The sequence below is a fragment of the Azospirillum doebereinerae genome (genome assembly GCF_003989665.1).
GTDB lineage: Bacteria > Pseudomonadota > Alphaproteobacteria > Azospirillales > Azospirillaceae > Azospirillum > Azospirillum doebereinerae.
On sequence record NZ_RZIJ01000034.1, the window covers coordinates 1 to 15358 of the forward strand.

At 70.9% G+C, this 15358-nt stretch carries 13 protein-coding genes and 1 pseudogene; 6 read left to right on the forward strand and 8 right to left on the reverse strand.

From position 1 onward, the window contains the following. Positions 1–2066 (reverse strand): annotated as a pseudogene (locus EJ913_RS27720) (NAD-glutamate dehydrogenase domain-containing protein); the annotation flags it as partial. A gap of 102 nt (positions 2067–2168) precedes the next feature. Further along, positions 2169–3092, reverse strand: a complete 924-nt coding sequence (locus EJ913_RS27725; RefSeq protein ID WP_127004068.1) for a LysR family transcriptional regulator — start codon at positions 3090–3092, stop codon at positions 2169–2171. Positions 3093–3250: 158 nt separating this feature from the next. Here EJ913_RS27725 and EJ913_RS27730 point away from each other — a divergent pair, with 158 nt between their 5' ends. Then, positions 3251–3499, forward strand: coding sequence for a hypothetical protein (locus EJ913_RS27730; protein ID WP_127004070.1), 249 nt, complete (start codon positions 3251–3253; stop codon positions 3497–3499). Here the strand turns inward: EJ913_RS27730 and EJ913_RS27735 are convergent. Beyond that, the gene (locus tag EJ913_RS27735) at positions 3490–4053 is read right to left on the reverse strand and encodes a GNAT family N-acetyltransferase (protein ID WP_238521902.1); all 564 of its coding nucleotides are present in this window, start codon (positions 4051–4053) and stop codon (positions 3490–3492) included. The genes EJ913_RS27730 and EJ913_RS27735 overlap by 10 nt on opposite strands. A gap of 5 nt (positions 4054–4058) precedes the next feature. Further along, positions 4059–5246, reverse strand: coding sequence for an MFS transporter (locus EJ913_RS27740; RefSeq protein ID WP_238521903.1), 1188 nt, complete (start codon positions 5244–5246; stop codon positions 4059–4061). A 120-nt stretch (positions 5247–5366) separates the two neighbouring features. Between EJ913_RS27740 and EJ913_RS27745 the strand changes: the two genes are divergently transcribed. The 3 genes from EJ913_RS27745 to EJ913_RS27755 all read left to right on the forward strand — a co-directional run bounded on the left by EJ913_RS27745 (position 5367) and on the right by EJ913_RS27755 (position 9761). Next, positions 5367–6254: a LysR family transcriptional regulator gene (locus tag EJ913_RS27745; protein WP_127004072.1), complete on the forward strand. Its 888-nt coding sequence runs from the start codon at positions 5367–5369 to the stop codon at positions 6252–6254. A 119-nt stretch (positions 6255–6373) separates the two neighbouring features. Next, positions 6374–8812: a PAS domain-containing hybrid sensor histidine kinase/response regulator gene (locus EJ913_RS27750; protein ID WP_127004074.1), complete on the forward strand. Its 2439-nt coding sequence runs from the start codon at positions 6374–6376 to the stop codon at positions 8810–8812. Positions 8813–8930: 118 nt separating this feature from the next. Beyond that, positions 8931–9761, forward strand: coding sequence for an IclR family transcriptional regulator domain-containing protein (locus tag EJ913_RS27755; protein WP_127004076.1), 831 nt, complete (start codon positions 8931–8933; stop codon positions 9759–9761). A gap of 161 nt (positions 9762–9922) precedes the next feature. Here EJ913_RS27755 and EJ913_RS27760 read toward each other — a convergent pair whose 3' ends face one another. The 4 genes from EJ913_RS27760 to uraH all read right to left on the reverse strand — a co-directional run bounded on the left by EJ913_RS27760 (position 9923) and on the right by uraH (position 13637). Then, positions 9923–10261, reverse strand: coding sequence for a DUF7079 family protein (locus tag EJ913_RS27760; RefSeq protein ID WP_127004078.1), 339 nt, complete (start codon positions 10259–10261; stop codon positions 9923–9925). 35 nt (positions 10262–10296) lie between these two features. Next, a complete protein-coding gene (locus EJ913_RS27765; RefSeq protein ID WP_127004080.1) occupies positions 10297–11217 on the reverse strand; it encodes a LysR family transcriptional regulator in 921 nt (306 codons plus the stop codon). A 165-nt stretch (positions 11218–11382) separates the two neighbouring features. Beyond that, positions 11383–13152 (reverse strand): glyoxylate carboligase, encoded by a 1770-nt coding sequence (gene gcl / locus EJ913_RS27770; RefSeq protein WP_127004082.1) that lies wholly within the window; start codon positions 13150–13152, stop codon positions 11383–11385. 137 nt (positions 13153–13289) lie between these two features. Next, positions 13290–13637, reverse strand: a complete 348-nt coding sequence (gene uraH, locus EJ913_RS27775; RefSeq protein WP_127004084.1) for a hydroxyisourate hydrolase — start codon at positions 13635–13637, stop codon at positions 13290–13292. A 178-nt stretch (positions 13638–13815) separates the two neighbouring features. Here uraH and puuE point away from each other — a divergent pair, with 178 nt between their 5' ends. Together puuE and uraD are read left to right on the forward strand one after the other, a co-directional pair. Then, positions 13816–14730, forward strand: coding sequence for an allantoinase PuuE (gene puuE, locus EJ913_RS27780; protein WP_127004086.1), 915 nt, complete (start codon positions 13816–13818; stop codon positions 14728–14730). A 15-nt stretch (positions 14731–14745) separates the two neighbouring features. Beyond that, positions 14746–15258, forward strand: a complete 513-nt coding sequence (uraD, locus tag EJ913_RS27785) for a 2-oxo-4-hydroxy-4-carboxy-5-ureidoimidazoline decarboxylase (protein WP_127004088.1) — start codon at positions 14746–14748, stop codon at positions 15256–15258. The last annotated feature ends 100 nt before the right edge of the window (positions 15259–15358 follow it).

Consider the following 15358-nt stretch of genomic DNA (forward strand, 5'->3'; position numbering starts at 1 on the left):
GCCTCGACGGTGTCCTGGGCGTAGGCGAAGCGGGCCTGCTTGAGGAACTTGGCGTAGGCGCGCAGCACGGTGACCTCACGCCCCGACAGCCCGGCGCGCAGGATCAGCCGGTTGAACCCGTCATCCTCCATCCGCCCGTCCCACACGGCGGAGAACGCCTGCTGGAACAGCTCCTTGACCTGCACGCAATCGGCGGTGACGCCGGTCTGGGTGCGGGCGGTGAAGTCGTGGATCCACACCGGCGGCTCGCCGCCGGCCGCCGCCACGTCGTAGGGCTGCTCGGTGATGACCTTGAGGTCCATGTGCTCCAGCATCGGCAGCACGTCAGACAGCGGGACCGGGCTGCCCTGGTGGTAGATCTTGACGTGCAGCTCGTCGCCCTCGGCCTCCAGCGGGCGCAGCAGGGTGATGCCCAGGCGCTTCTGCGCGACCGCTTGCTCGATGCGGTCGATGTCGTGGACGGCGGTCTCGGCCCCGAACTCCTCGCGGTAGCCGGCCGGGAAGGCGTCGGCGTAGCGGCGCAGCAGGGCGTTGCCGGTCTCCTCGCCACGGGCCTCGATCAGGGCGTCGCGCAGCCGGTCGCCCCAGCCGCGCGCGGCCTGGACGAGGCGGGTTTCCAACTCCTCGACGTCGACGGCCGGGATCCTGCCCGGCTCGGTCCGGATGATCAGGTGCAGGCGGGCCAGCGTGCTTTCGGAGAGCTGGGTGTGGGTGGTGGTGCAGGCGCCGTTGAAGCCGGCCTCCAGCAGCGCCTGGATCTTGCGGCGCAGCGCCGTGTCGTAGCGGTCGCGCGGCACGAAGACCAGGCAGGAGACGAAACGCTCGAACGGATCGCGGCGGACGAACAGGGCCAGCCGCTGGCGCTCCTGGAGATGCAGGATGCCGAGCGTCGCCTCGTACAGCTCGGGCACCGCGATCTGGAACAGCTCGTCGCGCGGGTAGGTCTCCAGGATGTTCAGCAGCGCCTTGCCGTCATGGCCGGCCGGGTCGAAGCCGGCCTTCGCCATCACGTCGGCGACCTTGCGGCGCAGGAACGGGATCTCGCGCGGGCTGCGGTTGTAGGCGACCGACGTGAACAGCCCGACCGTCAGCAGGGCGCCGACCACGTTGCCCGCCTCGTCGAAGCGCTTGACCAGCATGGCGTCGAGCGGCACCGCGCGGTGGACGGTGGCCAGCCGCGTGCCCTTGGTCACCAGCAGCGGGCGCGGCTGGTGCAGGAAGGCGCGGATCTCGGCCGGCAGCACGGCGGCGTGGCCGTGCTCGTCGAAGACGGTGACCTCGGGGTCGCGCAGCACGCCGAGCCCGCTGCCCTCGACCAGCTCAAGCCACGGCTCGTCGGGGGTGCGGCCGGGGATGGCGTCGTAGCGGCGGCTGCCCAGCAGCGTGACGTTGCCGGCGTCCACCCAGGTCAGGAAATCGGCGGTCTCCGCCGCGTCGGCCGGATCGGGCGCGCGGGCGCTGTCGTCGCGGGCGGCGCGGACACGCTCGCGCATCGGCTCCCAATCCTCGACGGCGGCGCGCACGTCGGCCAGCACGTGTTCCAGCCCGTCGCGCAGGCGCGCCAGCGCCGCCGGGTCGGATTGCGGGTCGATCAGGCAGTGCATGAAGGATTCGTCGCGGGCGCCGTCCTGCTCCTCGCCCGGCTCCAGCAGGGTCTCCAGCCGACCGGACGCGTCGCGGACGACGCGCACCACGGGGTGGATGACGAGGTGGACGGTGACACCCTGGCGGTTCAACTCCGCCGTCACCGAATCGACGAGGAAGGGCATGTCGTCGTTGACGATCTCCACCACCGAGCGGTCGGACTGCCAGCCATGCTCGTCGAGCCGGGGCGAGTAGACGCGCACGCGCGCCGCGCCGGGGTGCCTCTGTTGCCCCCATTGCCACATCGCCAGCGCCGCGCCATAGAGCTGTTCCGGCGTCGCCCGCAGGAAATCGTCCGGCGGCACGTTGCCGTAGAAGCGCTGCACGAACCGTTCGGCCCGCGCGTTCGGCACCCGGCTGCGCACCAGCTCGGCCAATTGCCTGCGCATGTCGCCCGCCAGATCCTTCGTCGCCGTCCGCATGATGGTGGTTGCCTCCCTGACAGTGTTTTGCTGGTAGTACCACCGCAACACTGACAATTCGACGGCAAATTAACGACAGTATGTCTGACTAATCCGAAATGGTCAGGGGCCGGAGAGCGGCTCGGGAGGCGCCAAGACTGGGGGTTGCGCGGTCAGATCCTCGACCAGCCGGCGGGCGTGGGCCGACAATTCGTCGAAGCGGCGGGCGCACAGCATCAGCACGCGCGGCGCCCAGGGGTCGGACAGCGGGACCACCTGCAGCGCGGCGGATTCCCGCGCCCGTTGCGCCGCCATTTCCGGGACGATGCCGATGCCGACGCCGCGCTCGACCAGCCGGCACAGCGCGACGGGCCCGCGCACCCGGACCCGGAAGGACAGGCTGCGCCCGGCCCGTGCCGCGTGGCTGTTCAGGTATTCCTGCAAGGCGCTGCCGGTGCTCAGGCCCACGAAGGGCTCGTCCAGCGTGTCGGCGAAGGCCACCGCCCCGCCCCCGGCCAGCCGGTGGCCGCGCGGCACCACCAGCACCAGCCGGTCGCTGCGGAAGGGCCGCGTCTCCAGCCCGGCCAGGTCGACCATGTCGGCGACGACCCCCAGATCGGCCAGCCCGGCGGCCACCGCCTCGACGATGGCGTGGCTGGGGCGCTCCTCCAGGTCGATGTCGATGTTGGGGTTGGCGGCCAGGAAGCCCGCCAGCGCGTCGGGCAGGAATTCATTGATCGCCGCCGTGTTGGACAGCAGCCGGACATGGCCCTTCAGGCCCTTGGCGTAGTCGTTCAGCTCGCCGCGCATGCGCTCCAGCTGGTGCATGACTTGGCGTGCGTGGTGGACCACCGCGCGCCCCGCCGGGGTCGGGCGCGCCCCGCGCCGCCCGCGCTCCAGCAGAGGGATGCCGAGCGCCTCCTCCATCCCCCGGATGCGCGCGCTGGCCGAGGCGAGCGCCATGGCGCTGCGTTCGGCACCGGCGGTGATGCTGCCGGTCTCGGCGATGTGCAGGAACAGCCGCAGGTCGGTCAGGTCGAAGCGCACGGCGAAACACCCGAAGTGGAAACACCCGATTGGTGAGCCCTCAGCCTTCGGGCTTACCGAAGGCTGGCTGCGTGAAAGCCAGATTGTGACCTTTCACGGCGGCGGGCAAGCTCCAACCTCACGAAGGGGCGTCGATACGCGGAAACGGAGGACGCGCCATGGCGTTGCTGGACAGGGACGGGCGGGACGAGGAGGGCGGCTGGCTCGACGGGCTGGACCGCCGCCTGCTGGTGGTGGCGCTGGCGCTGGGGCTTCTGACCCTGCTGGCCGTGCTCGACCTCAACCGGCCGGTGCCGGGGTCGGAGCTGCCGGTGGAGGTCCACATCCCGGCGGTGGACCTGTCCTTCGCGGCGCGGCCGGCGACGAAGCCGGCCCGCGACCGCGACGAGCTGCTGGCCTACGACTGAGACGGACGGACCTCCGCCGGGACACTCGTGTCGCCGTCGCCCAAGGGACGTTCCATCAGCACGCTGTCGATCCAGCGGCCGAACTTGAAGCCCATCCCCGGCAGCACCCCGGCCGAGCGGAAGCCGCAGGCGGCGTGCAGCCCGATGGAGCCGTGGTTGTCGCTGCCGCCGATCACCGCGACCATGCGGCGGTAGCCGGCGGCCTCGCAGATTTCCAGCAGCGGAATCATCAGCGCCCGGCCGACCCCGCGCCGCGCCATCCCGGCATCGACGTAGACGGAGTTCTCCAGCGCGAAGCGGTAGGCGCTGCGCGTCCGGTACGGGCCGGCGTAGGCGTAGCCGGCCAGCGTTCCGCCGCTTTCCGCGACCAGATAGGGCAGGCCGCGCGTCAGGATGGCCGCCCGGCGCTCTGCCATCTCGGCCTCGCTTGGCGGGATCTCCTCGAAGGAGGCGGTGCCGGTTTGCACATGGTGGGCGTAGAGCGCGGTGATGGCGGTGATGTCGGCGTCGCGCGACGGGCGGACGGTCAGGGCGGTGTTCAAGGTGGTCGTCACGTCGGTCAGCTCCGGGGGGAAGGAAGAGGGCGGTCGGCGGGAAGCAAAGCGGCGCAGACGGCCGCCAACCCGCCGCCGACGCCGAGAAGGGCGAAACCCCAGCCCCAGCCGGAGCCGAGGCCGGATCCGGTGGCGCCGTCGAGCACGAGCCCGACCGCCAGCGGCGCCACGCCGCCGGCCCCGAAGCCGAGGATGGAGCGCACCGCCAGCGCCGCGCCGAGGCTGCCCGGCTCGACCGATTCGGTCATCGCGGTGGACAGCACCGGCGAATCGCCGAGCGCGGAAAAGCCGTAGAGCGCCGCGACCGGCAGGATCAGCCAGACCGGCAGCGTCTCCATCCAGCCGATGGTCAGCGAGCAGGCGGCGCCCAGCCCCCCCATCGCCACCAGCACGGCGCGCCGGCCCAGACGGTCGGACGCCTTTCCCATGGTCAGCGAGGACAGGAAGCCCGACAGGTGGATGGCCCCGGCGATCCACAGCCCCTGCGCCGTCGCTCCGCCCGATCCGGACAGGCTGGCGGTCAGGAAGGCCGGCAGCCACGCCCACATGCCCAGCAGCTCCCAGCAATGGGTGGTGTAGCCGGCGGTCAGCAGCAGGGAGCGGCGGTCGGCCAGGAAGCGGAAGGCGCCGCGCAACGCCTGGGTCCGCGCCCCGGCAATCCGGTTGGGCCGCCCGCGCAGGCCCGGCGCCGCGACCAGCAGGGCCAGCAGCGGCCCCAGCCCGCAGGCGACGAAGGCGGCCTCGTAGCCCAGACGCTCGCTCAACCCCGCCGCCAGCGCGATGGAGGCGAAATAGCCGAGCGACCCGGCGCCGAGCAGCCAGCCGACCGCCGCGCCCCGCCGTTCCGCCGGAACCCCCTGCGCCACCAGCATGATGGAGGGGGCGTAGGTGCCGCCCTGGGTCAAACCCAGCAGCGCGAACAGCAGCAGCGCGCTGTCGGGCGAGCGGGCGAAGAGGGCGAAGGCCAGACCGGTCAAGGCGCTGGCTCCGCTCGACCACAGGAAGACGCGTTTGGCGCCCAGGCTGTCGGCGAACCAGGAGGACAGCACCAGCGACAGCGCGTAGCCGGCGTTGAAGGCGGTCTGGATCCCGCCGGCCTCGCCGCCGGACATCCCCCAGGCCCGCATCGTCGCGGGCAGGGAGCCGGCGTGCACCATGAAGGCCAGCGAGGAGCCGAAACGGCTCGCACACAATAGGATCAGCCACAAGGGGGCGGGGGAAGGTCGGTCGTGCATAATGGCCCGACTTTCGGCGGGGGCGGCCGGAAAGGCAAATTTATTGATCTGATCGGAATCATAAGGAAAACTGGGGGTATGCGCCGCCTGAACCTCGATCAGCTCCTGACCTTCGCGCTGGTGGTGGAGCACGCCGGCTTCACCGAGGCCGCCGCCCGGCTCGGCCTGACCCAGCCGGCGGTCAGCCTGCAGATCCGCAATCTGGAGGACCGGCTGGGCGTCCGCCTGATCGAGCGGGTCGGCAAGCGCGCCTTGCCGACCGCCGCCGGGCGCGACCTGCTGCCCTTCGTCCGCCGCCTGCGCGACGAGGCCGACGCGGCGATGACCCACATGATGCGCCACCGCACCGGGGAGACCGGGCGCGTGCGCGTCGGCACCGGGGCGACCGCCTGCATCTACCGGCTGCCGCCGCTGCTGGCCGCCTTGCGCGCCGCCCATCCCGGCCTGGAGATCATCGTCGTCACCGGCAACACCCCCGACATCCTCGACGCGGTGGAGGCCGGGACTCTCGACCTCGCGCTGGTCACCCTGCCGGCGGCGCGGCCCGGCCTGTCCATCGAGCCGGTGTGCGCGGAGGCGATGGTCGCCGTCGACGCCCGCGCGGACGGCGTGTCCCTCTCTGCGCCGATGACGCCGGTGGAGGCCGCGGCCGGGCCGCTGATCCTCTACGAGCGCGGCGGCACCATGCGGGCGGTGATCGACGCGTGGTTCGTGGCCGGTGGCGCGCAGCCGCGCCCGGCGATGGAACTCGGCAATGTCGAGGCGATCAAGAACCTCGTCGCCGCCGGGCTGGGCCGCTCGATCCTGCCGGCGGTGACCGTCGCGGGGGAAGGCGACCGCGACCGCTTCGGCGTCCGACCGCTGGCGCCGCCGCTGACCCGCACGCTGGGGCTGGCGCTGCGCCGCGACAAGGTGCGGGACGCCGGGGTGCGCGCGTTGGTGAAGGCCGTTGCGGCCATTGGTTGAAGGCTCCGCCACGGGCGGCATGGTGATCCGAGGAGATATCGCCTTTGGGTGAATTTACAGACGCTTCAAGGCTTGCGCACTCTGCGGGGCATGGGACTTTTTGCTTACCCCGGGTGCCGATGACCGAGAATTCCGCGCCGTCCACCGGCCAGCCCGACGCCAGCCGGACCGATGGGGAGGTCTTGCGCGCCCGCATCGCGGCGTTGGAGGCGGAGAACGCCGTGCTTCGGGCGGCGGTCGACGCCTCCGGCACCAAGAGCGACGATCTGCTGACCATCGCCGGCCTGAACGCGGATCTGCGCGCCGCCTTCGACGAGCTGGAGCGCAGCCGCGCCGCCCACGCCGAGAGCGAGGGGCGGTTGCGGGCGATCCTGGACAGCGCCACCGAGCACGCGATCCTGACCATGGACTCCGCCGGCCGGGTGACGAGCTGGAACCCCGGCGCCACCCGCATCCTGGGCTGGAGCGAGACGGAGATCCGGGGTCGCGACAGCGCCGTCCTCTTCACGCTGGAGGACATCGAGGCCGGCGTGCCCGCCAAGGCCCGCGCCACGGCGCTGGCCGAGGGGCAATACCGCGACGAGCGCTGGTTCCACCGCAAGGACGAGGCCGCCTTCTGGGGAACGGTGACGATCCTGCCGCTGCTGGGCGACGCGGCGGGCGGCTTCCTGTGCATCCTCCACGACCGCACCGGCGAACGGGCGGTGGAGAACGCCATCCAGGAGGCGCAGCAGCGGGCGACCGAGGTGCTCGACAGCATCGACGAGGCCTTCGTCACCTTCGACCGCGACTACCGCGTCACCTATCAGAACCGCCGGGCGGAGCAGATCGACCGCCTGACGCTGTCGACGATGATGGGCCGCACCATGTGGGAGATCTGGCCGCAGATGGCCGGCAGCGACGTCGAGGCGATCTGCCGCAAGGCGATGGAGGAGCGGATCTCGACCGCGCTGGAGAAGCGCTACGAGAGCGGCGGGAAGGAGCTGTGGCTGGAGGTTCGCTACCACCCGACGCCGGAGGGGCTGGGCTGCTTCTTCCGCGACATCACCGCCCGCAAGATCGCCGAGGAGGCGGTCGCCGCCCAGCACGCCCGCACGGTCGAGATCCTGGAAAGCATCAGCGACGCCTTCTACACGGTCGATCACGAGTGGCGGTACACCTACATCAACAACAAGGCCGAGCAGCTGTGGGGCCGCAAGCGCGAGGATCTGCTGGGCCGGCGGATCTGGGAGGTCTTCCCCGAGGTGCTCGGCAGCGAGCCGTTCCTGGCGCACCAGCAGGCGCTGCGCGAGAACCGCGTGGTGACGGTCGAGACGGTCTCGCCGATCTTCCACAGCTGGATCGAGGCCAGCGTCTACCCCAGCGCCATCGGCCTGTCGGTCTATTTCCGCGACATCACCAGCCGCCGTCTCGCCCAGGACGCCCTGCTCCAGGCCAAGGAAGCGGCGGAGGAGGCCAGCCTCGCCAAGGGCAAGTTCCTCGCCGCCGCCAGCCATGATCTGCGCCAGCCCCTGCAGGCGCTGCTGCTGTTCGTCGACGTGTTGAAGCCGCATGTCCAGGGCAGCCGGGGCGAAAGCGCGCTGCTGCATCTGGCGCGCGGGCTGGACGCGCTGAAGGATCTGCTCGACAGCCTGCTCGACATGTCGCGGCTGGACGCGGGGATCGTCGAGCCGTCGGTCGAGGACGTGCCGCTGCAACCCCTGTTCGACCACATCGCCGCCTCCTACCGCCCGGTCGCCGCCGCGCGGGGGCTGGATCTGCGGGTCGAGGTCTGCCGGGGCACGGCGCGCAGCGACCGCACGCTGCTGACCCGCATGGTGCGGAACCTCGTGGAGAACGCGCTGCGCTACACCGAGGCGGGGCGCATCGACATCGAGTGCCGGCGGGCCGGCAACCGGCTGTTGATCGAGGTGCGCGACACCGGCATCGGCATCCCGCCGGATCACCTGGAGCGCATCTGGGAGGAGTTCCACCAGGTCGGCAACCCCGAGCGCGACCGCAACCGGGGCCTGGGATTGGGCCTGGCCATCGTGCGGCGGCTGTCGCTGCTGCTCGACCATCCGGTCGGCGTCCAGTCGGTGCCGGGCCAAGGCACGGTCTTCACCCTGACGCTGCCGGCCGGCGAGACCGAGGTGGCGGTGGAGGCGGTGACCGAGGGCGCCACGGCGGGGCGGGGCCGCTTCGCCGTGCTGGTGGACGACGACGCCATCGTGCTGCTGGGGCTGGAGACGATCTTCAAGGAATGGGGCTACGAGGTGCTGGTCGCCGGATCCGCCGACAAGGCGGTCGAGGCGCTGGTCAGCGTCGGCCGCCGGCCGGACATCATCGTCGCCGACTACCGACTGCGCGAGGGCCGCTACGGGACGGAAGCGGTGGCGCGGATCCGCGCCCTGTTCGAGGAGGTCGGGCGCGGGCCGGTTCCCGGCGTGATCCTGACCGGGGAAACCGGACCCGACTGCGAGCGCGACGCCGCCTCGCACGGGCTCGGCATCATCCACAAGCCGGTGACCCCGCGCCAGCTGAGTTACGCGCTGGGCCAGCTGTTCAGCACCGGCTGACGCCCGCTTCGGTTCCCGCGCCCGCACGGCTGGGTGCGATTCCGCTCGCCATGGCGCGATAATCGCACCATTATGGCGGTGTCGCGCTTTGCGGGTTTGAGGACGAGGGAGCCACGGCATGGCCGAGACGCTGCATCCGGCCGAGGTCGCCAAGGGGGCCGAAGGGGCGGTCAAGGACGACGCCGACCCGAATTTCATGACCTCCCTGGCGCGGGGGCTGTCGGTGATCCGCGCCTTCACGGAACGCGAACCGAACCTGACCATCGCCGACATCGCCAAGATCACCGGCCTGCCGCGCGCGGCGGCGCGGCGCTGCCTGCTGACGCTGATGCAGCTCGGCTACGCCGGGTCGGACGGGCGGACCTTCTTCCTCAAGCCGAAGATCCTGGCGCTGGGCTATTCCTTCCTGTCCTCGGCGCCGCTGGCGACGATCCTCGACCCGCTGATCGAGCAGGTCAGCGGCGCCGTGCAGGAATCCTGCTCGGCCGCCGTGCTGGACGAGGACGAATTGGTCTACATCGCCCGCGCGGCGACCAAGCGGATAATGTCGGTCGGGCTGAACGTCGGCAGCCGCCTGCCGGCCTACTGCACCTCGATGGGGCGCGTGCTGCTGGCGGCGCTGCCGGAGGCGGAGCTGGACGCCTACCTTGCCCGCGTGGTCCTGAAGCCCTTCACCGAACGCACCATCGTCGCCGCCGATCCCCTCCGGCGCGAGCTGGAACGGGTGCGAGAGCGGGGATTCTCGCTGGTCGACCAGGAGCTTGAACTGGGGCTGCGCTCCATCGCCGTGCCGATCCGCGCGGCGTCGGGCGGGGTGGTCGCGGCGGTCAACGTCAGCGCCCAGGCCGCCCGCGTCACCTGCCCGGAGATGGAGGTGCAGTTCCTGCCCCGCCTGCTGCGCGCGGCGGAAGAGGCGCGGGTGCTGCTGGTGCGCTCGCGCGGGGTATAGGGGGGCTGGGTTTGGGTGCGGGTCCCGTTTGCCCCCTCCCCATCCCTCCCCCGCTTCGCGGGAGAGGGGGCCGGATGCTTGTCGGCGTTCGGCGGAGTTCCCTCTCCCGCCGAAGGCGGGGGAGGGTTAGGGAGGGGGCACGCGGAGCTGCGCAATCCCGCTCAGGACGCCGCCACTCCGAACGGGTTGATCCGCCGCCAATCCGCCTCGACCTCCCGACGCAGCAACCGCCACACCAGCCACCCCATCCACCCGAAGCCCGTCCCCGCGATCACCGGCCGCAGCAGCCGGCGCGCGTCCTCCTCGTTCCGGCACCCCCAGGCCCCGGCGACGGCGAACAGGTTGGGGCCGAAGCCCGGCGTCACCTCCCGCCGCAGGATCTCGTGCAGAACGGCCTCGTCGTAGCCGGACTCCGCCAGCACCCGCCGGATCCGCCCGTGGTCGGCGGCGTCGAGTTCGGTGTCGAGGAACAGCTCCCCCATCGCCAGCCAGACCGGCATTTGCCGCGCGATCTCCGCCGCGTCCATATGGGCGGTCAGACCATCGTGTCGGGCGACAGGGCGGTCAGCGCCGAGCGGATCCGGGGCACCATGTGGTCGGCGAAGACCCGCACCTTGGCCGGCACCAGCGCCCGGTGCGGGTAGAGCACCGCCAGCATCACCGGCTCGGGCGGATGGTCGGGCAGGACGGGCACCAGGGCGCCGCTCGCCAGATGCTCGGCCACCTCCCACAGCGGCTTCATCGCGATGCCCCGGCCGTCCAGCGCCCAGCCGGTCAGCACGTCGCCGTCGTCGGCGTCGAAGCGGCCGGCGACCGACAGCTTCACCGGCTCGCCCTTGTCGAGCAGGGTCCATTGGAACTGCTGGGTGCCGGGAAAGCGCAGCAGCAGGCAGTTGTGGTCGGTCAGATCGGCCGGGGCCTGCGGGCGCCCGCGCTCCTCCAGATAGGACGGGGCGGCGACCAGCACGCGGCGCAGATCGGCGATCTTGCGGACGACGAAGCTGGAATCCTTCAGCGTCGCCATGCGGACGGCGACGTCCACCGCCTCGCGCAGCAGGTCGAGCAGATGGTCGGACAGCCGCAGCCGCACCTCGACCAGCGTGTTGGCGGCGCAGAATTCCGGGACCAGCGGCGCCAGGATGCGCCGTCCGAAGCCCAGCGGCGCGGTGACCCGCACGCTGCCCGACGGCAGGGTCGATCCGGTGACGATGTTGCTGTGGGCGCGCTCCACCGCCTCCAGCACGTCGAGGCAGCCCTGGTAGAAGTCGACGCCGGCCTCGGTCGCCTGCAACTGCCGGGTCGTGCGGTTCAGCAGGCGGACGCCGAGATGGGTCTCCAACTGCTGGATCCGGTGGCTGACCATCGCCGGGGACATGCGCAGATTGCGTCCGGCCGCCGACAGGCTGCCCAGCTCCACGACGCGGACGAAGATGCGCATGTTCTCAAGCAACGCCATGGTCGCGGAAACTCCCTGCCGGATCGGTCGGTTACGGTCAGGGCAAGGCTAGCACGGCGCGGCGTGCGCTGGGAATTTCGGCGGTCGGTCGGATAAGGCGTCGTCGGGTGGAAAGCGGTGGGGCGCCGGGGAGGTCCCCGTCTCCCGGGCGCCCCGCTCCTCCCTTTACACCAGCACCGTTTCGGGCTGGTCGACGGGCAGGTCGATGGTCTCCTCGAACTCGGTGACGTTGTCGATGTCGGTGCCCATGGCGATGTTGGTGACGCGCTCCAGCACCACCTCGACGACGACCGGGACCTGGAACTCCTCCATCCAGCGGTTGGCCTGGGCGAAGGCGTCCTGGATGCGGTCGGGCTGGGTGACGCGGATCGCCTTGCAGCCCAGGCCCTCGGCCACCGCGACGTGGTCGACGCCGTAGACGCCGATCTCCGGCGCGTTGATGTTCTCGAAGGAGAGCTGGACCTGGAAGTCCATCTGGAAGGCGCGCTGGGCCTGCCGGATCAGCCCGAGATAGGCGTTGTTCACCAGCACGTGGATGTAGGGCAGCTTGTGCTGGGCGCCGACCGCCAGCTCCTCGATCATGAACTGGAAGTCGTAGTCGCCCGACAGCGCGACGATCTTGCGCTTGGGATCGGCGACCCGCACGCCCAGCGCCGCCGGCAGCGTCCAGCCGAGCGGCCCGGCCTGCCCGCAGTTGATCCAGTGGCGCGGCTTGTAGACGTGCAGGAACTGCGCGCCGGCGATCTGCGACAGGCCGATGGTGGTGACGTAGGTCACGTCCTCGCCGAACGCGCTGTTCATCTCCTGGTAGACGCGCTGCGGCTTGATCGGCACTTGGTCGAAGTCGCTGCGGCGGTGCAGCGAGCGCTTGCGGCCCTGGCAGTCGGCGACCCAGCCCGACAGATCCTTCAGCTTGCCCGCCGCCTTCCATTCCCGCGCCACCTCGATGAACAGGTCGAGCGCGGCACCCGCGTCCGACACGATGCCGAGGTCGGGCATGAAGACGCGGCCGATCTGGGTCGGCTCGATGTCGACGTGCACGAACTTGCGGCCGCGCGTGTAGACCTCGACCGAGCCGGTGTGGCGGTTGGCCCAGCGGTTGCCGATGCCCAGCACGAAGTCCGACGCCAGCATGGTGGCGTTGCCGTAGCGGTGGGCGGTCTGCAACCCGACCATCCCGGCCATCAGCGGGTGGTCGTCGGGGATGGTGCCCCAGCCCATCAGGGTCGGGATGACCGGGATGCCCAGCAGCTCGGCGAACTCGACCAGCGTGTCGGACGCGTCGGCGTTGATGACGCCGCCGCCGGACACCAGCAGCGGGCGCTCGGCCGCCGCCAGCATCGCCAGCGCCTTCTCGACCTGGACGCGGCTGGCTGCCGGCTTGTAGACGGGGAGCGGCTGGTAGGCCTCCTCGTCGAACTCGATCTCGGCCATCTGGACGTCGATCGGCAGGTCGATCAGCACCGGGCCGGGGCGGCCCGAGCGCATCAGGTGGAAGGCCTGCTGGAAGACGTAGGGGACCTGCGCCGGCTCCAGCACCGTCAGCGCCCATTTGGTGACCGGCCGGGCGATGTCCGGGACGTTGATCGCCTGGAAATCCTCCTTGTGCAGGCGGGCGCGCGGCGCCTGCCCGGTGATGCACAGGATCGGGATGGAATCGGCGATGGCCGAATAGAGGCCGGTGATCATGTCGGTCCCGGCCGGGCCGGAGGTGCCGACGCACACGCCGATGTTGCCGGCCTTGGCGCGGGTGTAGCCCTCGGCCATGTGCGAGGCGCCCTCGACATGGCGCGCCAGCACGTGGCGCAGGGTGCCGCGCCGCTGCATCGCGGCGTAGAACGGGTTGATCGCGGCCCCCGGAACGCCGAAGCAGACGTCGACGCCTTCCCGCTCCAGCACCCGCACCGCCGCTTCCGCCGCCGTCATTCTCGCCATCGCTCGGCTCCTCACTGAAACTCGAAGTGTTCGTGAGGACAGCTAAGCGGCGGATCGTCCGCACGGCAAACCAATGGGATGGCTTTTCCGCAGGCTGGAAAGCGGGCGGGGCGGGGGGTGCGCGAAGGGGGTGGCGGTCAGCTCCCCCGGTAGGTCGAGTAGGCCCAGGGGGAGACCAGCAGCGGCACGTGGTAATGCTGCGCGGCGTCGGCGACGCCGAAGCGCAGCGGCACGTCCTCCAGGAAGTTCACGCCGTCGCCGGTGACCCCTTGGGCGCGGAAATACTCGGCCACGAAGAACAGCAGCTCGTAGCGGCCGGGCTTGAAGGCGTCGCCCTGCAAGGCCGGGGCGTCGAGGCGGCCGTCGGCGTTGGTGCGGAACTCGCCCAGCACGGCGCCGCCGTCGAGATCGGTCAGGACGATCCGCATGCCGGGCGCCGGGCGGCCGGCGGCGATGTCGAGGACGTGCGTCGTCAGGCGGCCCATGGCGGAGTGCTCCTGTCTGGAAAAGGCATTCGGCGCCACGGTAGACCGCGCCCGACGGCCCCGCCACCCCGGAAAATCTGGAAACTGTCTTCGGCCCGAGCAGGGGACGGGATGGATTGAAGTGCCCGTGCCGCTTGCTTTAGCGTGGAAACGCCCGAGCGAACCGGAGACACCCGCCATGACGACCGAGAGCTACCCCCGCGACATGATCGGCTACGGCGCCACGCCGCCGCACGCCAACTGGCCGGGCGGGGCACGGGTCGCGGTGCAGTTCGTCATCAACTACGAGGAGGGCGGCGAGAACTGCGTCCTGCACGGCGACGCCGCCTCGGAAGCCTTTCTGTCGGAGATCGTCGGCGCCCAGCCGATCCCCGGCGCCCGCCACATGAACATGGAATCGATCTACGAGTACGGGTCGCGCGCCGGGTTCTGGCGACTGCACCGGATGTTCACGGAACGCGGGATGCCGGTCACCGTCTACGGCGTCGCCATGGCGCTGGAGCGCAACCCGGGGATCGTCGCCGCCATGAAGGACGCGGGCTGGGAGATCGCCACTCATGGCTGGCGCTGGATCGACTACCAGCATCTTCCCAAGGAGGTCGAGCGCGAGCACCTGCTGCGCGCCATCGAGGTTCACACCCGTGTCACCGGATCGCGCCCGCTCGGCTGGTACCTCGGCCGGTGCAGCCCGAACACCTGGGCGCTGGTCGCCGAGGAGGGCGGCTTCCTCTACAACGCCGATTCCTACGCCGACGACCTGCCCTATTGGGACACCAGCCACGGGCGCCCGCAGCTGATCGTGCCCTACACGCTGGACGCCAACGACATGCGCTTCGCGACCAACCAGGGCTTCAACTCCGGCGACCAGTTCTTCGCCTACCTCAAGGACAGCTTCGACGTGCTCTACGCCGAGGGCGACACCAGCCCGAAGATGATGTCCATCGGCCTGCACTGCCGGCTGGTCGGGCGTCCCGGCCGGGCGGCGGCGCTGGGCCGTTTCCTGGATTACGTGAAGGGGCACGACAAGGCCTGGGTCGCGACCCGGCTCGACATCGCCCGCCACTGGATCGCCGAACATCCCCATTCTTCCTGACCGGAGCCGACCCGCATGCCGCACAGCCTGGACGATCTCAACCGCATGGACCGCGCCGCCTTCGTCGCGGCGCTGGGCGCCGTGTTCGAGGACAGCCCCTGGGTCGCGGAGGCCGCCTGGGACCGCCGCCCCTTCGCCGGCAAGGAGGAGTTGCGCGCGGCGATGACCGCCATCGTCCGCGAGTCCGGACCGGAGCGGCAGCGCGCCCTGATCCTCTCGCACCCGGATCTGGCCGACAAGGCGACCCGCCCGGCCAACCTGACCGCCTTCTCGCAGACCGAACAGGCCCGCGCCGGCCTGAACGAGCTGACCGAGGAGGAGATCCAGGAGCAGCGCGCGCTCAACCGAGCCTACCGCGCGCGCTTCGGCTTCCCCTTCATCATGGCGGTGCGGTTCAGCACCCGGCCGGAGATTCTCCAGGGCATGCGCGAGCGCGTGGCCAACGACCCGGCGGTGGAGTTCGGCCGCGCGCTGGAGGAGATCTACAAGATCGCCGGGTTCCGGCTGGACGATCTGGTCGTGGGTTAAGGTTTTCACACAGTCCGCATCTGCGGGAAGCATGTGGTTTTTGACTGCATGAAGCCCCTCTCCCCTTGCGGGAGAGGGGTTGGGGTGAGGGGACGCAAGC